The organism is Corynebacterium sp. UD i78 (assembly GCF_056280545.1).
Map to the genome: position 1 here is coordinate 1,840,461 of NZ_JBWCED010000001.1, position 21,811 is coordinate 1,862,271.

A 21,811-nucleotide genomic window follows, 5' to 3' on the forward strand; every position below is an offset into this window, starting at 1 on the left:
CGCCGGTCGTGTGTGACGTGTCAGTCACACGGCGACGGACCGCGATCCGCCCACTGTGACCTGCACGACAGTTATGTGTACGCCACCGCTCGTCTACCTCCCCCGGAGAGAGTGGCGTCCATTACTTTGCCGTATCATAGGTCCCGTGGATTCCGGCGACATCGATCGCCACCGAATGACATGCGAATACACGGGCATTAACTGAGCACCGTATCGGTTGACCGCCCACAGCAATAGAACACAAGGGAGTACCTGCCCATGGCCAAAATCATCTACACGCGTACCGACGAGGCACCGCTCCTTGCGACCTACTCTCTGCTGCCCGTCATCGAGGCCTTCGCCGGTACCGCCGGCGTCGAGGTCGAGACCCGGGACATCTCGCTGGCCGCCCGCATCCTCGCCGCCTTCGACGATCTGCTCCCGGAGGAGCAGCGGGTGGACGACGCCCTCGCAGAGCTCGGCGAGATCGCGAAATCCCCTGACGCGAACATCATCAAGCTGCCGAACATCTCGGCATCCGTCCCCCAGCTCAAGGCAGCCATCGCCGAGCTGCAGGCCGACGGCTACGCGCTCCCGAACTTCCCGGACGAGCCCGCCACCGACGAGGAGAAGGACGCCCGCGCCCGCTACGACTCCGTCAAAGGCTCCGCCGTCAACCCGGTCCTGCGGGAGGGCAACGCCGACCGCCGCGCACCGCAGGCCGTGAAGAACTTCGCCCGCAAGCACCCGCACACCATGGGTGCCTGGGACAAGGATTCCAAGACCAACGTCGCGACCATGACCGAGGGCGACTTCCGTCACAACGAGAAGTCCGTGATCATCGACGGGGACGACACCCTGCAGATCCGCCTCGTCGCCGCCGACGGCACCGTCACCGTACTCAAGGAGTCCCTGCCGGTCCTCGACAAGGAGATCGTCGATGCGACCGTGCTGCACGCCGCCGCGCTCGACGGCTTCCTCGCCGCCCAGGTCGCGCGTGCCAAGGAGGAGGGAATCCTCTTCTCCGCACACCTCAAGGCCACCATGATGAAGGTCTCCGACCCGATCATCTTCGGCCACGTCGTCCGCGCCTACTTCGCCGATGTCTTCGCGCAGTACGGTGACGAGCTGTTCTCCCACGGCCTCAACGGCGAGAACGGCCTCGCCGCGATCCTCTCCGGCCTCGACGAGTTCGAGGATCAGAAGCTGGCCGACGAGATCCGCGCCGCCTTCGACAAGGGCTTCGCCGAGGGCCCGTCGATCGCCATGGTGAACTCCGAGAAGGGCATCACCAACCTGCACGTCCCCTCCGACGTCATCGTCGACGCCTCCATGCCCGCCATGATCCGCACCTCGGGTCACATGTGGAACAAGGACAACGAGGAGCAGGACGCTCTCGCAGTCCTCCCGGACTCCTCCTACGCCGGTGTCTACCAGGTCGTCATCGACGACTGCCGCAGGAACGGCGCCTTCGACCCGACCACCATGGGCACCGTCCCGAACGTCGGCCTCATGGCGCAGAAGGCCGAGGAGTACGGCTCCCACGACAAGACCTTCAAGATCCCCTCCGACGGCACCGTCGAGGTCGTCAACTCCGCCGGCGAGGTTCTCATGTCCCACACCGTCGCCACCGGCGACATCTGGCGCGCCTGCCAGGCCAAGGACATCCCGGTCCGCGACTGGGTCAAGCTGGCCGTCAACCGTGCCCGCTCCACCGGCTGGCCCGCCATCTTCTGGCTGGACGCCACCCGCGCCCACGACCGGAACGTCATCACCAAGGTCGAGGAGTGCCTGAAGGACGCCGACCTCGTCGGTTCCACCGAAGGCCTGGACATCCGCATCCTCTCCCCGGAGGAGGCCTGCCAGGTCTCGATCGACCGCATCCGCGCCGGCGAGAACACCATCTCCGTCTCGGGCAATGTTCTGCGTGACTACCTCACCGACCTCTTCCCGATCATGGAGCTGGGCACCAGCGCCAAGATGCTGTCCATCGTCCCGCTGATCGCGGGTGGCGGACTCTTCGAGACCGGTGCCGGCGGATCCGCCCCCAAGCACGTCCAGCAGCTCATCGAGGAGGACTACCTCCGCTGGGATTCCCTGGGTGAGTTCCTCGCCCTGGCCGAGTCGCTGCGCAAGCTGGCCGAGACGGACAACAACCCGCGCACCCCGGTCCTGGCGGACGCCCTGGACAAGGCCACGGAGAAGATCCTCAACGAGGACAAGTCCCCGGCCCGCAAGATCGGTGAGATCGACAACCGCGGCAGCCACTACTACCTGGCCGCCTACTGGGCCCGGAACCTTGCCGAGCAGACCGAGGACCCGGAACTGGCCGAGATCTTCGCCCCGGTCGCCGACGAGCTCGAGAAGCAGTTCGAGACCATCAAGGTCGAGATGCGCGGCGGTCAGGGCACCTCCGTCGACCTCGGCGGCTACTACTGGCCGAACGACGAGAAGACCACCAAGGTCATGCGCCCGTCGCAGACCTTCAACGCCGTCATCGACGGGCTCGCCGCCCGCTAGACTGCGCCTTCAGCGTCCTTCAGCGTCCTTCAGCGTCCTTCCCTGACGCACCCGGAACCCCGGGGTACCTGCCCTCCACGGCACGGTGCCCAGGGGTTCCGTCGTATGCGGACCCGTTCCCCGTGGCCGCCAAACAGGGGTATATACAGGGGTGACGTTTAAAAAGGCATGGCTCGCCTAAAGATCACCCGTCAATGGCCCCAGATAGGGGTGTACGGCCATGATCACAGTCCGTTTCGGGGGTGATCAACCGTAGAATCAGAGGTGAAGGACACAGAAGGTCGGGAGAAATCCCACAACCGTGATCGGCGGACACAGTTACCGGTTCCACCGGACCGTTCCCGCCGGCAGAGAACTCCGACAGAAAGCCGGGTGCAGGACATCATGACCACTCCCCTCCTCGAGTTGAAGAACGTCAGCATCGCCGCCGTCGATGATGAAGGCGTCGGACACACCATCTGCCACGACGTGAACCTCACGATCAACGAGGGCGAGCGTCACATCCTGCTCGGCCCGAACGGCTCCGGGAAGTCCACCCTGCTCGCCGGCATCATCGGCCTGCACCCATTCCGGATCACCGCAGGCACCGCCACACTGCGCGGCGAGGACATCACCACCCTGGAGATCGAGGACCGTGCCCGTGCCGGCATCGGACTCGCCTTCCAGCGTCCTCCCGCCCTGGCCGGGGTGTCCGTCGACCGACTCGCCGCCGCCATCGGCGCCGGTGACCGGCTGGCGGAGGTCGAGCAGGAGCTCGGCCTCGACCATCTCGGCGACCGCGACGTCAACTGCGGTTTCTCCGGCGGTGAGGCCAAGCGCTTCGAGGTCATGAAGCTGGCCCTGCAGGGGCCGCAGCTGTGCCTGTTCGACGAGCCGGAGTCCGGTGTCGACATGGAGCAGGTCGGTGTCGTCGGCCGCGCCGTGCGCGACCTGCTGAGCTCCTCCGACGACCAGGCACGTCCCCGCGCCGGCCTCATCATCACCCACACCGGATTCATCCTCGACAGCCTGGACGCCACAGTCGCCCACCTCATGGTCGACGGCACGATCGTCTCCACCGGCGAGCCCCGGGCAATGTTCGACCGCATCCGCGTCGACGGTTACCGCTGACACACCACAACACACCACAACCCACAACAGAAAGGACGCGATCACCATGACCGCCCCGGCCACCACCCGTTCCACCGTCGAAGAGTTCACCGCCGCCGTCGGCCCCGAGGCAGCCACCCCTGAACTGCTCACCCAGGTGGGCTGGGAGGATCCTGCCAAGCGCGCCTCCACCACCATCGTCCTGGACCACGGTTACACCACCATGGACTCCTCCGACCCGGATGTCATCGTCATGCCCCTGGCGGACGCCCTCCTGACCTACCCCTGGGTACAGGACCTCATGTGGAGTCTCATCAGCCCCGACGAGGACGAGATCCTCCGACGCGCCTTCGAGTCCACCCGCACCCCGCTGGGCACCTTCACCTGGGTGAAGGACAACGCCAAGGTTGAGATGCCGCGGCAGTCCTTCACCGTGATGACTGTCCCGCAGGAACGCCAGTTCGTCCACGACATCACCGTCATCGGCAAGAACGCCGAGGTCGACTCGGTCTCCGGCGCCGCGGTGGCCCCCGGACTGACGCGGGGCAGTCACGTCTCCGTCGGCGAGACCTTCATCGGCGACGGCGCGAAGCTACGCAGTGTCGACGTGGACCGCTGGGGCCCGGAGATGTCCGTGCACACCTACGACCGAACCACGGTCGGCGAGGGCGCGACCATCAGTTCCGTGTCCATCGCGGTCTCCGCCCTGAAGGAGGCCCGCTCCACCTCGGTCACCGAACTGGGCAAGGACTCGCGCTGCACCTCGCACTCCATCGTCTTCGCGCCGGAGGGCACCGACCGTGAGATGGAGGACGTGACCGTCCTGACCGGACCCGGTGCCCAGGCCGAGATGGTGGCCCGCATGGTCTCCGACGGCGGGCGCATCAGCAACGCGTCCACCCTGACCTCGACCGCGCCGGACGTCAAGGGCTTCCTCGAGTGTGACGGCCTGCTGCTCCGCGACGGCGGCGGCATCAACTCCGTCCCGTCACTGGACGCCAGGATCGCCCGCGCCCAGCTGTCCCACGAGGCGTCCGTCGGCATGATCGACGACGAGAAGCTGGACTACCTCAAGTCCCTCGGTATGGACGAGGACTCCGCCCGCGACCTCATCGTCCGGGGCTTCCTCAACCTGGAGGACAGCCGGATCCCGGCCTCGGTCCGCGACCGCGTCACCGAACTGGTCTCCGCTGCCCGCGGTGCCGAGAAAATGTGACACCCTGCCACACCTGAACAGCTCGGTCTACCTGCATCACCCGCCTGAACTGGGGTTATGCGAGAAAGTAGACCGAGCTGTTTGCTGTCCGGCAGATTGTGGTCTATCGTTCTGTGCAGCAAAACTGAGCACTACGACATGATCCTCACCGAAGGGACACCACATGGCAACGAAGTACGACAACAGCAACGTCGACGACTGGGGCTTCGCCTCCCGTGCCGTCCACGCCGGTCAGACCGTCGATTCCGACACCGGTGCCCGCAACCAGCCGATCTACCTGTCGGCGTCCTACGTCTTCAACTCCGCCGAGCACGCCAGGCAGCGGTTCGCCCTCGAGGACCTGGGCCCGGTCTACGGCCGACTGACCAACCCCACCCAGGAAGTCCTGGAGAACCGGATCAACTCGCTGGAGGGCGGCGTCCACGCCGTCGCCTTCGCGTCCGGCCAGGCCGCCGAGACCGCCGCGATCTTCAACCTCGCCGGCGCCGGTGACCACATCGTCACCTCCGCCCGCCTCTACGGCGGCACGGAGACCCTCTTCTCCGTCACCCTGGCCCGCCTCGGCATCGAGGTCACCTTCGTCGAAGACGCCGACAACCTCGATGCCTGGCAGGACGCCGTCCAGCCGAACACCAAGGCCTTCTACGGCGAGACCTTCGCCAACCCGCAGGCCGACGTCCTCGACATCCCTGCCCTCGCCGAGCTGGCCCACAAGAACAACGTGCCGCTGATCGTCGACAACACCGTCGCCACCGCCGCCCTGGTCCGCCCGATCGAGCTCGGTGCCGACATCGTCGTGGCGTCCCTCACGAAGTTCTACACCGGCAACGGTTCCGGCCTCGGCGGCATCCTCGTCGACGGCGGCAAGTTCGACTGGACCGTCGAGAAGGACGGCCGGCCGGTCTTCCCGGGCTTCGTCACCCCGGACCCCGCCTACCACGGCCTGAAGTACGCCGACCTGGGCGCTCCCGCCTTCGGTCTCAAGGCCCGCGTCGGTCTGCTGCGCGACACCGGCGCCACCCTGTCCCCCTTCAACGCCTGGGTCACCATCCAGGGTCTCGACACCCTCGCCCTGCGCGTCGAGAAGCACAACGAGAACGCGAAGAAGGTCGCCGAGTTCCTCGACGCTTCCCCGCTGGTCGCGAAGGTGAACTACGCCGGTCTGCCGTCCTCCCCGTGGTACGCGGTGAAGGAGAAGCTGGGCATCGAGTACACCGGTTCGGTGCTCTCCTTCGACCTGGCCGTCGACGACGCCTGGTCCGATGATGCACAGGCCAGGGCCTGGACCTTCATCGACGCCCTGAAGCTGCACTCCAACCTCGCCAACATCGGCGACGTGCGCTCCCTCGTGGTCCACCCGGCGACCACCACCCACTCCCAGTCCGACCAGCACGGCCTGACCCGCGCCGGCATCAGCCGCGCCACCGTCCGCCTGTCCGTCGGCATCGAGAACATCGACGACATCCTCGCCGACCTCCAGCTCGGCCTCGACGCCCTGGCATAGGCTGACACCGTGAGCCTCGACCCCGCCCTCCTCCCCACCCCGTACGACTCGACAACCCTGCCGATCGGCGACTTCAGGACCGAGGCCGGGGTCGACCTTCCCGGTGCCTCACTCCGGTTGTTCGCCTACTACGAAGGAACCGCGCAGGACGCCGCGTCCCGCCCCGTGATCGTCATCGAGCATGCGTTGACGGGCGACGGGGACGCCGCGGACTGGTGGACGGGCATCATCGGCCCGGGACTCGCCCTGGACACCTCGAAGTACCTCGTGCTCTGCGCGAACTGTCTCGGCGGCTGCCAGGGGTCGACAGGGCCCGCCTCGGAGCACCCCGACGGCGGGTTCTGGGGTTCCCGGTTCCCCGCTCTGTCCATCCGTGACCTGGTCGAGGCCGAGAAGCAGCTCATCGTCGATGTGCTGGGGATCGACCGGATCCGTGGCGTGGTCGGCGCATCCATGGGTGGCGCACGGGTGCTGGAGTGGACGTTCATGTATCCCGAGCATGTCGAGGCGGCCCTGCCGATCGCCGTGTCCGCCCGGGCGTCCGCCTGGCAGATCGGGATGCAGTCCGCACAGATCCGCTTCATCACCGGTGACCCGTTCTGGCATGCCGGGGACTACCACGGCACCGGACATGCCCCGGTCGCCGGACTGGGCCAGGCCCGACGCATCGCACACCTGACCTACCGCGGTGAGCTGGAGATCGACGAACGCTTCGGCACCGACCCGCAGAAGAACGAAGACCCCTACGGTCCCTACTGGTCCCGGGACCAGCGGTTCTCCGTGGAGAGCTACCTGGACCGACAGGCCGAGAAGCTCGTGGAGCGGTTCGACCCGGGTTCCTACGTCATCCTCACCGACGCGCTGAACCGGCACGACATCTCGCGGGGACGCGGCGGGCTGAACCACGTGCTGGGGACCTCCCAGGTGCCGACGATGGTGGCTGGCGTGGACACGGACATCCTGTACCCGTACCACCAGCAGGAGCACCTGTCGCGCAACCTCGGTGACTTCATCGGCCTGTCGAAGATCACCTCCCCCACCGGCCACGACGGCTTCCTCACGGAGACCCGTCAGATGACGGTGATCCTGGAGAGGTTCCTCACCAAGGCCGAAATCCTGGCGGAGCGGTAGACCTCCCACCTGCGGCGCATCACAGAGTTGCGATTCTTTCCCCGGTCGCGCTAGTATATGCGAGTCTTCAGGGCAGAGAATCTCCGGTTTTCCGTGCTGGAAGTCCATCCATGTCCGGGTGGCGGAATGGCAGACGCGCTAGCTTGAGGTGCTAGTGTCCTATTAACGGACGTGGGGGTTCAAGTCCCCCTCCGGACACAGACAGAACCCGCCGCAGTGAACTCACTGCGGCGGGTTTCCTGCATTCGCGGACGGATGCCGGCAGCCGCCCCTACCCCAGCTCAGTCGCCCTGGCGTAGACCTTCTCCCCTACCGTCGAGTCTGTCAACCCCAGCGCATTCGCGTCACCCCTGGTGATCTGCGCGGTAAACGGGGCCCCCGTCATGGCGTCCTTCAGCTCGACACGCACCTCGAAGCCGAGATGTGCGACCCGCTCGACGACCGCCTCACGCACCGCCGTCGCCGGCACCTCGTTACCCGGCACCGCGAGGTCGGCCGTCAACCCGAGACGGATGTCATGGGGACGCACCGTCTGCCCGTCCAGTTCCGTGACATGGCCGAGGAAGGCCTGGACGAACGGGGTCCCCGGCCGGTCGTAGAGCTCCGAGGGCTCGCCGATCTGCTCGATACGTCCTGCCGAGAGCACCGCGATCCGGTCGGCGACGTCGAGCGCCTCCTCCTGGTCGTGGGTCACCAGCACGGTCGTCACCGTGAACTCCTCGTGCATGTGGCGCAGCCAGGACCGCAGGTCCTCACGGACCTTGGCGTCCAGCGCACCGAAGGGCTCGTCGAGCAGCAGGACGCCGGGGTTCGGCGCCAGTGCCCTGGCCAGTGCCATGCGCTGCCGCTGGCCACCGGACAACTGCCCCGGATAACGGGTCTGGTACCCGGCCAGACCGACGATCTCGAGCAGTTCGTCGACGCGTCTGTCGATCTCCTGCTTCGGACGCTTACGCACCGTCAGACCGAAGGCGACATTGTCGCGCACCGTCATGTGCTTGAAGGCGGCGTAGTGCTGGAAGACGAAGCCGATGCCACGGTCCTGCGGCGACAGACGGGTCACGTCACGCCCGTCGATGATGACGGACCCGGAGTCCGGTTGCTCCAGGCCGGCGATGGTGCGCAGCAGCGTGGACTTGCCGGAGCCGGAGGGACCAAGCAGTGCTGTCAACGACCCCTCCGGGATATCGATGGAGACATCGTCGAGGGCCTGGAAATCGCCGTAGGTCTTCACGGCGTGGGAGACGGAGATGGTCATTTCGCTACCTGCTTCTTCTGGAGTGCGGTCATGATGACGAGGACGATGACAGCGACGAGCATGAGCAGTGTCGCTGCGGCGTAGGCCCCGTAGACGTTGTGGTCGTCGATGTAGCGGGAGTGGACGAGGAGGGTGAGCGTCTGCCCACCACCGGCGAATCCGGAGGCGACCATGATCACCGCACCGAACTCGCCGAGCGACCGGGCGACGGTCAGTGCGATGCCGTAGGACAGGCCCCACCGGATCGAGGGCAGGGTGATCCGCCGGAACGTCTGCCAGCGGCCCGCGCCCAGGGTGGACGCCGCCTGCTCCTGCTCGGTGCCGATCTCGTGGAGCACCGGCTCAACCTCCCGGACGATGAAAGGCAGGGTGACGAAGATCGTCGCCAGCACCATTCCGGGCAGTCCGAAGATGATCTGGAACCCGGTGGACTCGATGCCGCCGAACCAGCCACCGTGACCCCACAGCAGGATCAGGGATACACCGACGATCACCGGCGAGACGGAGAACGGCAGGTCGACGATGGCCTGGACGATGTTCTTCCCCGGGAAACGGCCGCGGACCAGCCCGAGTGAGACGACGATGCCGAAGACCACGTTGAGCGGTACGACGATCACCACGATAAGCAGCGATGTCTTCAGCGCCGAGATCGCGGCGGGCGTGGTGATCCACTCCCAGAACTGGGGCAGCCCGGGCGACAGGGCACGCCACAGGATGGTGCCGACCGGCAGCACGACGAGGACGCCGATCCACACCAGAGCGAGGATGCGCAGCGTGAGAGCTGTCTTGCGTGAGAGCGTCATGCGCGCTGCTCCTTTCGGGACCGGCCTTCACCGACGATGCGGAGGACCAGCAGGACGAGGAAGGTGATGCCCAGGAGGGCCACCGAGACCGCCGCCGCGGCCTGCGGCACATCGGACTCGATCTGCTCCTGGATGTACTGGGACGCGACCTGCGTCTCACCGGGGATGTTCCCGCCGATGAGCACCACGGACCCGAACTCGCCGAGTGCGCGGGCGAAGGCCAGGCCGGTACCGGAGAGGATCGCGGGGATGAGGGCGGGCAGGATGATGCGCCGGAAGATCGTGGCGTTGCCCGCACCGAGGGACGCTGCGGCCTCCTCGACGTCACCGTCGAGCTCGATGAGCACCGGCTGGACCGCCCGGACGACGAACGGCAGGCAGACGAAGGCCAGTGCGATGACCAGCGCAGGTCGGGTGGCGTTGAGAGTGATGTTGAAGGGACTGTCCGGCCCGTAGAGGCTCAGCAGCACCAGCGACGCCACGATGGTCGGCAGGGCGAACGGCAGGTCGATCAGCGCGTCCACGATCCTCTTGCCGGGGAAGTCGTCGCGGACCAGCACCCAGGCGACCAGTGTTCCGGTGACCGCGCTGATCAGGCCGACCACCGCGGAGACGAGCACCGTCACCCGCAACGCGTCGAGCGCCCCGGAGGTGGTCACGGCATCCCAGAAGGCGGGGACGCCGCCCTCGAAGGCCTGGGTGGCCAGCGCCGCCAACGGCAGCAGCACGATGACGGACAGCCAGAGAACGGCTGTGCCCATGCTCAGTTTCGAGGCTCTCATTCATCTCCTCCGTAGATCTCCGTGATGGCACCGTCGGTACCGAAGAGGACGGCGTCCACCAGGGCCCAGCCGGTCTTGGACTCTGTGCCGTCCCCACCACCGGCCAGCTCCGGAAACAGGTCCGTGAACTGTTCGGCGAGGTCGTCGATGGTCCACACATTCTCCGTGGGCCGGAAGGCGTCGCGCTGCTCCGGGGGCAGGGCGTCGATGACGGGTGTCTCACCGTCCTCGTTGAACAGGTCGGAGCCGGGCCGGAAGCCCTGGGATGCCCAGCGGGTCCCGGCGTCCTCGCTGAAGAGGTAGTCGCGGAAGTCGGTGGCCGCGTCATCGTCACCGACCTCATCCCCGGTCACGACGGCGACCGGGTTCTCGATGCGGAAGGTGTCGGTCGGGTTGAGGTAGCTGATGTCGTCGCCGTCACGGGCCAGCAGGATCGCCTCATTCTCGTAGGACAGCAGCACATCACCCTGGCCCTGCTCGAAGGCACTGGTGGCTTCACGGCCGGATTTGGGTCGGACGTGGATGTGCTGGTGGACCAGTTCGCTGACCTTCGCGAGCGCTTCGTCGTAGGCGTCCGTGGCGTCCTTCCCACTGTCCAGGGCCTGGAAGTACCAGCCTGCATAGGGCGCGAGGAGGTTCCACTTCGCCGAGCCGGAGGACGCCGGGTTGGGCGTGATGATCTCGATACCGGGGGCGAGCAGGTCGTCCCAGTTCTCCAGGTTCTCCGGGTTGGCGGCCCGGGTGACGAAGGAGACGACGGAGCCGAAGGGCACGGAGCGCTCCGATTCGTCGTCGGGGACGTTCTCCTTCCAGTCCTCGTCGACGAGGCCTTCCTTCACCAGCCGGGTGATGTCCGGTTCGAGGGAGAAGTTCACCAGGTCGGCCGGGACGTGCCGGGCGACCTTGCGGGACTGGTCACCGGAGGCACCGTAGGACTCGGCGAACCCCGTGTCCTCCCCCGCGGGGGTCTGCCGGTAGCCGGCGATGACAGCCTCGAAGCCGGGCTTGGGCACCGAGTAGGCGACGAGGTTCACCCGGTGGTCGCCGGAGGAGACATCGGTACCGTCGGGGTCGTCGGTGGTGCCACCGGGCAGGGCGAAGATGACGCCGAGGGCGACCACGCCGGTCGCGGCGAGCACTGCTCCTGTCTTCATGCATCCTCCTGTAGATACTCAGACAGACTGCTCTGTCTACAACAGGAGGGAACGTTATCCGGGCATCAGTGGCCACGCCGCGTCATCGGACGGGCATGAATGAAACTATTGACAGATCGTGGCAGTACGTGTTACCCACGACCTACCCCAGCGCGCGGAACTCCGGGACGACGTGCTCGGCGAGCTCCGCCAGGGCGTCCTCCACCGGCCGGTTGCCGTGGCGCAGGCTGATCATGATGTGGTTCAGCCCCAGCTCCTGCTGTGAATGCAACAGTTCCAGCAGCGCGTTGCGGCCCAGCCGGAACCCGAAGTCGCGTCCCTCCGCGGGATAGGACGGGTCCTCTGCCAGGTCGATCCACAACGACTCCCCCACCGGCCGGAACCCCACCCCCTGCTCCTCACAGGACGCCCGCCACCTGTCGACCATGACCTTCTGGTCATGCAGGTTGCGGTGGTACGTCAGCCAGCCGTCGGCGTGCGCGGCGTTGAACTCGGTGGTCTGCAGGCAGGACCCCACCGCGAGCACCGGGACGCCGGCTGCGGTGGGCTTCGGCACGACCTCTGCGCCGCCCATGCGTCCCCTCGACCACGTCACCGGACGCATCCGGGTCTCCCATGCCTTGCGTAGCACCGACAGGTTCTCCCGGAAATCCTCACCGCGGGTGCCGTTGTCCATGCCGAACGCGGCGAACTCCTCCGGTCGGTCACCGGAGGCCACACCCATGAGGAAGCGCCCGCCGCTGAGCCGGTCCAGCCCGGCCGAACGCTTCGCCAGCAGCAGCGGATGCGCCAGCGGAAGCACCAGCGCCGCGGTCCCCAGGGCGATGGTCGACGTCTGCGACGCCAGCCAGGTCAGGTACATGAAGGGGTCGTGGATCTGACCGACGTCGCCGAAGGTCTCCACATTCAGCGGGATGTCGCGGCACCACACCGCGGCGAAACCGGCGTCCTCCGCGGCCTGTGTGAGCGCGACCTGCCGCGCCAGGTCGCCGTCAGGTGTCACCGGGGACAGACCGAGAGTCAGCTCGCCGGGCGCGAAAGTGCGCCGCCAGCCGGGCAGTGTCGTCGGCGGGTCCTCCGACAGGCGCATGATCTCGGGGAGTTCACGCACCGTGATCAGCTTCCCAGGGAGTCGACGGACCAGGCGGTGGCCAACAGCAGGACACCGACGATGAGACAGAAAGCCGAGTCGAACCGGCGGGAGCGGACGGCGAAGACTCCGAGGATCTTCGAATCCACCCACCAGCGGATCAGGCCGAGCCAGATCATGCCGGCACCGACGGCGAGTGTGCCGCGGCGCCAGTGCTCGGTGAGGATCAGCACCGCACCGGCGATGATCGCCACGAAGAAGAAGATGACGGAGAGCATCTGCAGGTTCCGGGTGACCCGGGACGCGGGCTGGTTCACGTCGTGCGGGTTCGCCAGCAGCGCACGCCGCTCCTCGTCGGTCAGCGGCACCAGGTCCGCGCGGTCTCCCTCAGTGGCCACGGCAGGTCAGGCCTGCGCCGCGAGCCGCTCGGCGCGCTCGACGACGTTGCCGACCAGGAAGGCGCGGGTCAGCGGGCCCACACCGCCCGGGTTCGGGGCGACGGCACCGGCGACCTCCCAGACGTCTGGATGGACGTCGCCGGTCAACTTGCCGTCCACGCGGGAGACTCCCACGTCGAGCACGGCGGCGCCCGGCTTGACCATGTCGGCGGTGAGCATGTGGGCCTTCCCGGCGGCGGCGATGATGATGTCGGCGTCGCGGGTCTCCTTGGCCAGGTCCTTCGTACCGGTGTGACACAGGACGGTGGTGGCGTTCTCGGAGCGGCGGGTGAGCATCAGACCGATCGGGCGGCCGACGGTGACACCACGGCCGATGACGACGGCCTTGGCGCCGTTGATCTCCACGCCGTAGCGGCGCAACATGCTGATCGCACCGTTGGGGGTGCAGGGCAGCGGGGCGGGCTCGTTGAGCACGAGCTTGCCGAGGTTCACCGGGTGCAGGCCGTCAGCGTCCTTGGCGGGGTCGATGCGCTCCAGGACCTCGTTCTCGTTGAGGTGCTCCGGCAGCGGGAGCTGGACGATGTAACCGGTGCAGGCCGGGTCAGCGTTGAGCTCGTCGATGACGGCGTTGAGCTCGTCCTGGCTGACAGTCGCCGGCAGATCCCTGCGGATACTGGTGACGCCGATCTTCTCGCAGTCCCTGTGCTTCATCTTCACGTAGGAATGGGAGGCGGGGTCGTCGCCGACAAGCACCGTCGCCAGGCCCGGGGTGATCCCCTTCGCCTTGAGCGCGGCCACCCGCTGCGCGAGGTCCTCGAAGATCTCACCTTGGTACAGTTTTCCGTCCAGCTTCATCGCAGTCACGCGGTCTACCTTATCGCGCCCTACACCGCACCCGGGAAACCCGCCTGGCGCCAGGCTTCATAGGTGGCGACGGCGGCGGCGTTCGCGAGGTTCATGCTGCGCCGGCCGGGCAGCATCGGGATACGGACCTGCTGCGTGACGCGCGGGTCGTCCAGCGCCTCCTGCTCCAGTCCGGTGGGCTCGGTGCCGAAGAGGAGGACGTCGCCGGGTTCGTAGGTGATGTCGGTGAACCAGGTGTCCGCGTGGCGCGGTGAAGGCGAAGACGCGGTGGCCGCCCCCATCGGCGAGTTCCGCCAGTGCGGCGTCCCGGTTCTCGTGGAGCGTGACGGACGCCAGGTCGTGGTAGTCCAGTCCGGCGCGCTTGACGTGCTTGTCGTCGAAGTTGAAGCCGAGCGGCCCGGCGAGGTGCAGCGCTGCACCCGTGCCGGCGCACTGTCGGATGGTGTTACCGGTGTTCCCCGGGATGACCGGCTGGTCGAAGAGCACGTGGCAGAAGGGGTTCACGGGGATCGCGGAGTTCACGGCGTCGCTCACAGTTCCCACCACGCCTTCAGCGCCTCAGCGAACCAGGCGAGGTCCTTCACCCCGGCCATCTCCCGGGCGGAGTGCATCGACAACAACGGGATGCCGACATCCACGGTGGGGATGCCGAGTCTGGTCGCGGTGATCGGGCCGATGGTGGAACCGCAGGGAACGTCGTTGTTCCCGGCGAAAACCTGGTCAGGGACACCTGCGGTAGCACAGGCGCGGCGCCAGGCGGCAGCGGTGACGGCGTCGGTGGCGTAGCGCTGGTTGGCGTTGACCTTGAGCACCGGACCGGCGTTCATCACCGGGCGGTTCACGCCGTCGTGCTTGCCCGCGAAATTCGGGTGGACACTGTGCGCCGCGTCCGCGGACACGCAGGCCGACCGGGCGTACATCGCGCGGGTCGCTGCGGCGTCCGCCCCGAGCGAGGACGCCACGCGCACCAGCACATCCTCCAGCACCGGACCCGCGGCGCCGGAGGTGGTGGCCGAGCCGATCTCCTCGTGATCGAAAGCAGCGAGGACCCGGATGTCCTTCCCCTGGCCGGAGGCCGGGGACGCCGCCAGCAACGCCTCGAGCGAGGTGAAGACACTGGAGAGGTTGTCCATCCGCCCGGCGGCGAGGAAGTCCTCCCGGGCACCGAAGATCCCGCCGTGCTGGGCATCGACGGTGATGAGGTCGTGGGCGACGATGTCGTCGGCCTCGACTCCCGCAGCCTGCGCCACCACATCGAGAATCGTCGGGGTGTCCTCCCCGACGGCGAAGACCGGCTGCATGTGCAGCTGACGGTCCAGCTTCAGGTCGGCGTTGACGTTGCGGTCGAGGTGGATCGCCAGGTGCGGGACGCGCAGCACGGGCCCGGTGGCGACGAGTTTCTCGGTGCCGTCGGCGAGCACGACGCGTCCGGCCAGCCGCAGTTCCCGGTCCAGCCAGGACGCCAGGATCGCCCCGCCGTAGATCTCGACGGCGGCCTGCCTCCAGCCGGCGGTGCCCGGGAGATCACCGATCGGCTTGAGCTTGAGGCCGGGCGAGTCGGTGTGGGAGCCGATGATGCGGAAACCACTGGTGGCGGGGTCAGCACCCTGCGGAACATCCCAGGCGATGAGTGCCCCGCCGCGGACGATGTAGTGCCCGCCGGGCCTCACGGCATCCACTCCCCACGGCGTCCGCTCGTCCTCGCGGACGTAGCCGGCGTCCTCCAGGCGTCGGGCGACCTCGGCGGCGGCATGGTAGCTGGAGGGGGACGCGGCAATGAAGTCGGCGAACCGGCGGGCGAGGGTGGCTGCTGGGGCAGAGTCGGTCATGGGGACCAGTTAACCACCGGGGCCGCCGTGGAACCCGACCACCTCCCTGGTATCGATCATGTGTTCTATTCAGCGACCTGTTCCGGAATTCCACGTCCGACCCCCTCATAGAGTCCATGTCATGACCGCACCACCGGCACCACCACCTCCCCAGGACGGCATCGACATCGTCGACCTCGCCTTCCATGACATCTACTTCGCCCCTGTCCCGGCACCGTTTCCGCAGTGGTCCCTGGAAACGGCCACGGACCTGTTGTCCGAAGCCACCCGCGCGCACAACCGCGCCCTGCTCGTCATGGCTGCCGAGTGCACCCCGGAGCCGGACGCGGATGTCGAGGCGCATCTCAGTGAGCTGAGCGCCCGTCTCTCCCTGCCCCGGCACCGCGCCGAGATGCTCACCGACATCGGACTGTTCCTTCGGCGCTTCCCGGTTCTCGCCCGTCGCATCGCCGGCGGATTCCTCGGCCCCGACCATCTCACGATGCTCGCCCGGTCCGTCACCGGTGTCTCCCCCGAGGATGACCGCGACGTCGAAGGTGATCTCCTCATCCTGCTGGCTCCCCGGCGCGACGGACTGTCCCTGCCCGGCGTCGCGGCGCTGCGCAACCGGGTCCGTCGGATCATCACCGAGCGGGACGCGTTGGCCCGTCCACCGGAGCCCGGAGAAAGGACGACACCGGCAACCGGCACCAGGCAGCGCCGGGTGGACGTCGCCGGGGGATACGATCCCGGCACCATCGTCATCACGGCGACCCTGCCCACGGAGGAAGCGGAGGAGTTCACTCTCATCCTCGACGCGGTCGGTCGGAAGCTCGGCTGTTCCCGGGCCGACGCGCTGATGCACCTGGCCCGCGGCACCGCGGACGTGCAGGTCACCCTCAATCTCTACCGTGACCCGGAGTCGCCGGTCGCAGCCACCCAGGCCGGGACATGGCTGGATGCCGCAGCCACCGACACGTTCATGGAGCGGGTGTCCCACCTGCGCATTCTCGCGCACGAGTCCACCGGGACCTACACCCCCACCGAGGCGATCGTCGCCTTCGTCAGGGGCAGGGACGGCACCTGCCGTCACCCCGGCTGCGACGTGCCCGCCGACCGGTGCCAGATCGACCACATCATGCGTCACCAGGGCGGTGGCCCCACCGCCACCCGGAACCTCCACTGCCTGTGCCAGCGCCACCACCTCATGAAGACGATGGGATGGCAGGACATCACCATGGCGCCCGACGGGACGGAGATGTGGACAAGCATCGGGGACGGTCACGTCTACCTCACCGAACCGACCGGCCCACTGGCCGCCTACGCCCGGTCCACCTTCTCCTCCCGGGCCACCCGGCGGTACCGCACCCTGCGCGAGCACAATGAACGGCGACTGGCCGAGCAGCACCGGGTACGCGACGCCGTGACTTCTGTTCAGGACGCCACGGCCCAAGACTCAGAGGAGGTGCCGTTCTAGCGGGTTCCGGAGGGAAAACAACTACGCTGCCTCCACTCCCGCCACGCAGACCCGACCGTTCTCGACGCTCATGTCGACCCGGGCTCCGGTAATGGTCAGGTACCATTTACCGCGGTCCCAGTCATGGGTGGCGATGGTCTGCGCGTCCGCGTCAGGACAGGTCAGCACACCCCGTGAGCCGTCAGCCAGTCGACCATCGCAGCGGCGATACGCTGCCGGTTCACCGGCCGGACGAAGACGTGCCCCTCGTCCTCCAGCTCCAGTGCAGCGGTCGGCACACCGCGCTGCGCCAGTGCCGCACTCATCTGCAGGTACTCGCTCGGCGGCACATTCGTGTCGTGCAGCCCGTGGATGAACAGCACCGGCGTCGTCGCCGCCCCGGCCCCCGAGACAGGCATACCCGACAACCTGACCAGCGGAGACACCGCCTTCAGCAGCTCCCCGTCCTGGATCGGGTAACCGTACTTCGGGAACGCCGCAGAGGCGATCCACGGCTCCGTGTCCCGGTAGAAGGTCTCCAGGTCGCTCATCCCGCACGCGCACACCGCCGCCCGGAACAGGTCCGGGAACCACGTCACCGCCACATTCACCAGGTAGCCGCCGTAGGACCGACCGGAGACCGCCAGGCGTGACCGGTCGGCCAGTCCGGCGTCCACCAGGAAGGACGCCGAGTCCTCGAGGTCCCTGATCCCGGCGAACCTCCCGTAGCGGTTGTCGGCGTGCTGGAAGGCACGGCCGTCCCCGGAGGAGCCGCGGACATTCGGCGTGAACACCGAGACGCCGGCGTCGATCACCGCACGCAGCACGTCATGGTGCCCGGGACGCGACTGCCCCTCCGGCCCGCCGTGGAAGTGCAGCAGCATCGGGGCAGGCCCCGTCACCGGCGCACCGTCGGACCCGACGGCCCGGTACAGCCAACCGGACAGTTCCACCCCGTCATGTGCGCTGTAGCGCAGCAGTTCCGGCTCCCCCAGCAGCCGGACATCGCCGTCGACAGGTACCCCGGTCACCGGTGTCATCCTGCTGGTGCGGGTGTCCACCAGGTAGACCGTCGGCGGGGCGTCCGGACTCTCCACCGTGCACACCAGCGACGCCCCGTCATCCGTGATCCGCAGCCCGTGCGCCACCATCCCCGGCAGGGTCACCTCCCGCCGCGCGGTCACCCGCTGGTCGGGGTCGAGCCGCAGCACCTCCAACGCGGAGCGCCCCGAGAGGTTCCACAACACCGCACCGGCCTCCTCGGAGCCGCTGATGCAGAACTCGTCAACATCGGCCTCGCGGTAGTGGATGAGCTCGCGGCTGCGCATCACCCCGTGCTTGGCGTGGATGCGCAGCACCCGACGCCGGTCGCTGTGATGATCCGAGCACACGAGCATCACCGGTTCGCCGTCCTCGCGCGGCGGCAGAATGCACCCGGCGTCGGTGGTCGCCCCGGGTTGTGGCGGCAGGAGAGGACGCCACGACCCGTCCGGCCCGATGAGCAGCAGTTCCCGGTTCGCCCGCGGCCCGACCCGCATCAGGGCGTGGCCGGCGTGCGCGGCGACGAGTTTACCGTCCACGCGGCGGTCGATGACCTGCACCGACCCGTCGACCGGGCTGACGAGGCGTCCCTCCGCCAGTCCGTCCTCACGCACGGCGTCCACGGCGAGGTTGCCGGCGTCCCACTCGACCAACGAGGTCTTCGCGTCGGTGTCGTCCCGCAGCAGCACCGCCGAATCATCCCCGGGATCGGTGGAGACCAGCCAGATCTCGGTGCGCTCGGTGCCCTCGGGGGCGATCTCCACGGCCAGCCAGTGGGCGTGCGGGGAATAGCGCACCGCCACCGCAGGGCCGGACGCCGGGATGCGGATCCGCCGGGCGTCCCCCAGGACCCCGTTGACGAGCGGGGCCTGCATCGCCACGGGCAGCCCCTCAGGATCGGCGTCGTCACGCAGGATGAAGGCGAGCGCGGATCCGTCGGGGGCGATGTCCGGGGCGGTGGTGTGTCTCACGCCTGCAGGCTACCGGAGAGGATCAGCGGTGAGAATCCACGTGTCCCGCCCACCGCCGCCCCGCGAGGAGTTGACGACCGTCGACCCGGCAGGTGCCACGCGGGTCAGCCCCACCCGCACCGTCGTGGCGCCCCCGGAGTCCAGGAGGCTGAACATCCGCAGGTCGACATGTCGGTCGGTGCCGTCGAGAGCGGGCAGCGTGGACAGCTCGACCCGCTCCTGCCCGATGAAGGACGCCGGGTCGGCGAGGATCTCCGCCCGGCGCGCCGCCAGCTGCGCCCGGGTGCACTCCGGTCCGACGGTGATACCCGACCCGCCGTACCCGTCGACCGGTTTGACGACAAGCTCATCCAGCCGGTCAAGGACCGTCAGGCGCTGCCCGGGATCGGCGCACAACCATGTCCTGACCTGCTGCAGCGCGGGCTCCTCCCCCAGGTAGAAACGCACCATCTCAGGTACGGAGGCGTAGACGGCCTTGTCGTCGGCCAGACCGTTGCCTGGCGCGTTGACGATACGGACGGTCCCGGCGGCGAGTGCGTCGCCGATCCCCGGGACCCCCGCTGCGAGGTGCGACTCGGTCACCCGCAGGTACACGAGGTCGACCAGCCGGTCGCCGTCCAGGTCCCACAGCACCGGCGTCCCGCGTTCCACGACCTCCAGCTGGTCACAGGTCCGTGGTGCCAGGTCACCGGTCTCGGCGATGATGCGCTGCTCGTCCCAGGACGGATCGTCCTCACCCGCGGTGAGCAGCACAGCGTGGTCGGACGCATCCCGCACGGCGTCACACAACATCTCCAGTGCACCGTCCGTCGGCACCAGCCGGTCCCCCATCGCCTCAATGAGCTCCGGGTGGTGTTCCTCCGTCACCTGCCGCGCGGCCAGGGCGAAGGTGAGGCCGGAGGGCATCCGGAGATTGTCCTCCAGCACCCGCCAGTCGGAGATCTGCTGCTCAGTCCCGGAACACACCAGGTCAGCACCGGTGACACAGGCCCGGATGGTTCCCCCGGGAACCCGGTGGCCCAGTTCGGTGTAGCCGGGGGCACGGCGGATCACCGCGGCGTCCATCCTTCCCGCCCGGACGATCCCGGCGTCCTCCGGGGAGGTCGCACCATAGACGTCGGCGAGGAAGTGGTCGAGGGCACGGGCGCGCTGCTCGACCCCGGCGGCGAGTCCGGTCCACACGGTCTCGTCGATGATCCGGGGCAGCGGTTCGATGTCGAAGGGCTGCCCGTTGAAGGTCATGCCGTGTCCGGCGGGATCGGGGAGCATCATTTCACCAGGGTAAACCCGGCCGACGGGCCCTGCAGCGCGTATAACGGACACATGCCTGATTTCTCCCTCTCTGCCGGGGTGCTCACGGAACTCCGTGACGCCGCGGCGTCCGACCCTGCGCTGCGCGTCGCAACCAATGCCGTGACCTCGACAGACATTGACAGTGTCACCCTCAACCGGGCTGCGGTCACCGCCGTTGACCCGACGACCGAGGTGAAGCTCGATTCCCTGGGCGTCACCGACCAGAAGCAGTCCGGCCGCTGCTGGATGTTCGCCGGGCTCAATGTCTTCCGCCACCGCGTCGCCGAGAGCCTCAATGTCGAGGACTTCGAGTTCTCCGAAACCTACCTCCAGTTCTACGACAAGATCGAGAAGTCCAACCACGCGCTGCGACGCCTCGACGAACTCTTCCGTTCCGGCGTCACCGACCCCGACGACCGTCTGGTCAACAGCCTGCTGTCCCACGCCGCGGACGACGGCGGATGGTGGAACTACCTCGTCAACCTCATCGGCAAGTACGGTGTCGTGCCCAAGGAGGCGATGGGCGAGACCTTCAATTCCGGCGACACCGGGCAGATGGACGCCCGGCTGCAGACCGTGCTGCGCGCCACCGCCTGGAAGATCCGGGACGCCGTCCTCGCCGCCGGAGACGCTGTCAGCGCCGGGACCACCGAGCCGATCATCGATGCCGGGTTGAAGGACGCCCACCGCGTCCTCGCCACCCACCTGGGCCTTCCCCCGGAGAGGTTCGTGTGGCAGTACCGCGACAAAGACAAGGAGTTCCACCGCGAAGGAGAGTTCACCCCGCTCGAGTTCCGGGACCGGGTGCTCTCCGAGGAGTTCACCGGCGGACTGGAGAACTACGTCTGCCTGGTCAACGACCCCCGCGAGGAGAACCCCTACGGTGCCGCGTACAGCGTCGCCGAGGAGACCAACATGTGGGGCACGGCGGACACCTCCTTCATCAATGCCGAGGTCAGCGAGCTCAAGCGCATCGCGAAGGCCAGCATCGACGCCGGCGAGCCGGTGTGGTTCGCCTGTGACGTCAACCGTCAGTTCGCTGCCGCCCTGGGCATCTGGTCCGCCGACCTCTACGAACGCGACGCCCTCTACGGCACCACCACGGTCTCCGGACCCGGCACGACCAAGGCCGACCAGATGCGTTCCCGGGAATCCCTGCCGACCCACGGCATGGTGCTCACCGGCTACGACAACGAGGCCGGAACCTGGCGCGTCGAGAACTCCTGGGGCACGAAGAGTCACGGTGGGCACGCCAAGCTCGCCGGCGCCGGCTCGATGAAGGGCTACGGCACCATGAAGGACGCCTGGTTCGACGACAACGTCTTCCAGATCGCCGTCCACCGTCGACTGCTCGGGGACGACTTCCCCGGCCTCGACGCCCTGGACCGTGGCGAGACCACTGTCCTGCCGATCTGGGATGCGATGGCCTGAGTGGTGATGAGTGGTGATGAGTG

At 67.8% G+C, this 21,811-nt stretch carries 17 protein-coding genes, 1 tRNA gene and 1 pseudogene; 8 read left to right on the plus strand and 11 right to left on the minus strand.

Features of this window, described 5'->3' with window-relative positions:
- The first annotated feature begins 258 nt into the window (after positions 1-258).
- The 6 genes from ACZ9GM_RS08680 (at position 259) to ACZ9GM_RS08705 (ending at position 7,637) form a co-directional block, all read left to right on the plus strand.
- Positions 259-2,499, plus strand: coding sequence for an NADP-dependent isocitrate dehydrogenase (locus tag ACZ9GM_RS08680; protein ID WP_476037655.1), 2,241 nt, complete (start codon positions 259-261; stop codon positions 2,497-2,499).
- 384 nt (positions 2,500-2,883) lie between these two features.
- A complete protein-coding gene (locus tag ACZ9GM_RS08685) occupies positions 2,884-3,609 on the plus strand; it encodes an ATP-binding cassette domain-containing protein (RefSeq protein ID WP_476037656.1) in 726 nt (241 codons plus the stop codon).
- A 46-nt stretch (positions 3,610-3,655) separates the two neighbouring features.
- Complete coding sequence (locus ACZ9GM_RS08690; RefSeq protein ID WP_476037657.1) at positions 3,656-4,804, plus strand: SufD family Fe-S cluster assembly protein; 1,149 nt, start codon at positions 3,656-3,658, stop codon at positions 4,802-4,804.
- A 163-nt stretch (positions 4,805-4,967) separates the two neighbouring features.
- Positions 4,968-6,308, plus strand: coding sequence for an O-acetylhomoserine/O-acetylserine sulfhydrylase (locus ACZ9GM_RS08695; RefSeq protein ID WP_476037658.1), 1,341 nt, complete (start codon positions 4,968-4,970; stop codon positions 6,306-6,308).
- A 9-nt stretch (positions 6,309-6,317) separates the two neighbouring features.
- Positions 6,318-7,439, plus strand: coding sequence for a homoserine O-acetyltransferase MetX (metX, locus tag ACZ9GM_RS08700; RefSeq protein ID WP_291474022.1), 1,122 nt, complete (start codon positions 6,318-6,320; stop codon positions 7,437-7,439).
- A gap of 112 nt (positions 7,440-7,551) precedes the next feature.
- Positions 7,552-7,637, plus strand: a tRNA-Leu gene (locus ACZ9GM_RS08705).
- A gap of 73 nt (positions 7,638-7,710) precedes the next feature.
- On the opposite strand, the gene ACZ9GM_RS08710 is transcribed toward ACZ9GM_RS08705, so the two are convergent.
- The 9 genes and pseudogenes from ACZ9GM_RS08710 to ACZ9GM_RS08750 form a co-directional block, all read right to left on the minus strand.
- On the minus strand, positions 7,711-8,697 hold the full coding sequence (locus tag ACZ9GM_RS08710; protein WP_291474023.1) for a sulfate/molybdate ABC transporter ATP-binding protein: 987 nt from the start codon (positions 8,695-8,697) through the stop codon (positions 7,711-7,713).
- Positions 8,694-9,500: a sulfate ABC transporter permease gene (locus ACZ9GM_RS08715; RefSeq protein WP_291474024.1), complete on the minus strand. Its 807-nt coding sequence runs from the start codon at positions 9,498-9,500 to the stop codon at positions 8,694-8,696. Before ACZ9GM_RS08715 ends, ACZ9GM_RS08710 begins: the two co-directional genes overlap by 4 nt.
- Positions 9,497-10,282: a sulfate ABC transporter permease subunit CysT gene (gene cysT / locus ACZ9GM_RS08720; protein ID WP_476037659.1), complete on the minus strand. Its 786-nt coding sequence runs from the start codon at positions 10,280-10,282 to the stop codon at positions 9,497-9,499. Before cysT ends, ACZ9GM_RS08715 begins: the two co-directional genes overlap by 4 nt.
- The gene (locus ACZ9GM_RS08725; RefSeq protein WP_476037660.1) at positions 10,279-11,436 is read right to left on the minus strand and encodes an extracellular solute-binding protein; all 1,158 of its coding nucleotides are present in this window, start codon (positions 11,434-11,436) and stop codon (positions 10,279-10,281) included. The genes cysT and ACZ9GM_RS08725 overlap by 4 nt, the downstream gene beginning before the upstream one ends.
- Positions 11,437-11,578: 142 nt before the next feature.
- Entirely contained in the window at positions 11,579-12,526 is a 948-nt protein-coding gene (locus ACZ9GM_RS08730; RefSeq protein WP_476038334.1) for a TIGR03571 family LLM class oxidoreductase, read from the minus strand.
- A 26-nt stretch (positions 12,527-12,552) separates the two neighbouring features.
- Positions 12,553-12,924: a DUF3017 domain-containing protein gene (locus ACZ9GM_RS08735; protein ID WP_291474027.1), complete on the minus strand. Its 372-nt coding sequence runs from the start codon at positions 12,922-12,924 to the stop codon at positions 12,553-12,555.
- A 6-nt stretch (positions 12,925-12,930) separates the two neighbouring features.
- A complete protein-coding gene (locus tag ACZ9GM_RS08740) occupies positions 12,931-13,788 on the minus strand; it encodes a bifunctional methylenetetrahydrofolate dehydrogenase/methenyltetrahydrofolate cyclohydrolase (protein WP_291474028.1) in 858 nt (285 codons plus the stop codon).
- Positions 13,789-13,808: 20 nt separating this feature from the next.
- Positions 13,809-14,292: pseudogene (locus ACZ9GM_RS08745) on the minus strand (tRNA (cytidine(34)-2'-O)-methyltransferase).
- A 26-nt stretch (positions 14,293-14,318) separates the two neighbouring features.
- Positions 14,319-15,617 (minus strand): M18 family aminopeptidase, encoded by a 1,299-nt coding sequence (locus tag ACZ9GM_RS08750; protein WP_476037661.1) that lies wholly within the window; start codon positions 15,615-15,617, stop codon positions 14,319-14,321.
- A 121-nt stretch (positions 15,618-15,738) separates the two neighbouring features.
- Here ACZ9GM_RS08750 and ACZ9GM_RS08755 point away from each other — a divergent pair, with 121 nt between their 5' ends.
- Positions 15,739-17,073 (plus strand): HNH endonuclease signature motif containing protein, encoded by a 1,335-nt coding sequence (locus ACZ9GM_RS08755; RefSeq protein WP_476037662.1) that lies wholly within the window; start codon positions 15,739-15,741, stop codon positions 17,071-17,073.
- A 161-nt stretch (positions 17,074-17,234) separates the two neighbouring features.
- Here ACZ9GM_RS08755 and ACZ9GM_RS08760 read toward each other — a convergent pair whose 3' ends face one another.
- Together ACZ9GM_RS08760 and ACZ9GM_RS08765 are read right to left on the minus strand one after the other, a co-directional pair.
- Positions 17,235-19,064, minus strand: a complete 1,830-nt coding sequence (locus ACZ9GM_RS08760; protein ID WP_476037663.1) for an alpha/beta hydrolase family protein — start codon at positions 19,062-19,064, stop codon at positions 17,235-17,237.
- A gap of 9 nt (positions 19,065-19,073) precedes the next feature.
- Positions 19,074-20,336 carry a circularly permuted type 2 ATP-grasp protein gene (locus ACZ9GM_RS08765; RefSeq protein WP_476037664.1) on the minus strand — a complete coding sequence of 421 codons (1,263 nt, stop codon included), beginning with the start codon at positions 20,334-20,336 and terminating at the stop codon, positions 19,074-19,076.
- A gap of 51 nt (positions 20,337-20,387) precedes the next feature.
- Between ACZ9GM_RS08765 and ACZ9GM_RS08770 the strand changes: the two genes are divergently transcribed.
- Positions 20,388-21,788: a C1 family peptidase gene (locus tag ACZ9GM_RS08770; RefSeq protein WP_476037665.1), complete on the plus strand. Its 1,401-nt coding sequence runs from the start codon at positions 20,388-20,390 to the stop codon at positions 21,786-21,788.
- Positions 21,789-21,811: the final 23 nt, after the last annotated feature.

What these genes read in the sequence shown, in the direction of transcription:
- ACZ9GM_RS08680 (WP_476037655.1), top strand. Translation starts at nt 259, where the DNA reads ATGGCCAAAATCATCTACACGCGTACCGACGAGGCACCGCTCCTTGCG.
- ACZ9GM_RS08685 (WP_476037656.1), top strand. Translation starts at nt 2,884, where the DNA reads ATGACCACTCCCCTCCTCGAGTTGAAGAACGTCAGCATCGCCGCCGTC.
- ACZ9GM_RS08690 (WP_476037657.1), top strand. Translation starts at nt 3,656, where the DNA reads ATGACCGCCCCGGCCACCACCCGTTCCACCGTCGAAGAGTTCACCGCC.
- ACZ9GM_RS08695 (WP_476037658.1), top strand. Translation starts at nt 4,968, where the DNA reads ATGGCAACGAAGTACGACAACAGCAACGTCGACGACTGGGGCTTCGCC.
- ACZ9GM_RS08710 (WP_291474023.1), bottom strand. Translation starts at nt 8,697, where the DNA reads ATGACCATCTCCGTCTCCCACGCCGTGAAGACCTACGGCGATTTCCAG.
- ACZ9GM_RS08715 (WP_291474024.1), bottom strand. Translation starts at nt 9,500, where the DNA reads ATGACGCTCTCACGCAAGACAGCTCTCACGCTGCGCATCCTCGCTCTG.
- cysT (WP_476037659.1), bottom strand. Translation starts at nt 10,282, where the DNA reads ATGAGAGCCTCGAAACTGAGCATGGGCACAGCCGTTCTCTGGCTGTCC.
- ACZ9GM_RS08725 (WP_476037660.1), bottom strand. Translation starts at nt 11,436, where the DNA reads ATGAAGACAGGAGCAGTGCTCGCCGCGACCGGCGTGGTCGCCCTCGGC.
- ACZ9GM_RS08730 (WP_476038334.1), bottom strand. Translation starts at nt 12,526, where the DNA reads ATGCGCCTGTCGGAGGACCCGCCGACGACACTGCCCGGCTGGCGGCGC.
- ACZ9GM_RS08750 (WP_476037661.1), bottom strand. Translation starts at nt 15,617, where the DNA reads ATGACCGACTCTGCCCCAGCAGCCACCCTCGCCCGCCGGTTCGCCGAC.
- ACZ9GM_RS08755 (WP_476037662.1), top strand. Translation starts at nt 15,739, where the DNA reads ATGACCGCACCACCGGCACCACCACCTCCCCAGGACGGCATCGACATC.
- ACZ9GM_RS08765 (WP_476037664.1), bottom strand. Translation starts at nt 20,336, where the DNA reads ATGATGCTCCCCGATCCCGCCGGACACGGCATGACCTTCAACGGGCAG.
- ACZ9GM_RS08770 (WP_476037665.1), top strand. Translation starts at nt 20,388, where the DNA reads ATGCCTGATTTCTCCCTCTCTGCCGGGGTGCTCACGGAACTCCGTGAC.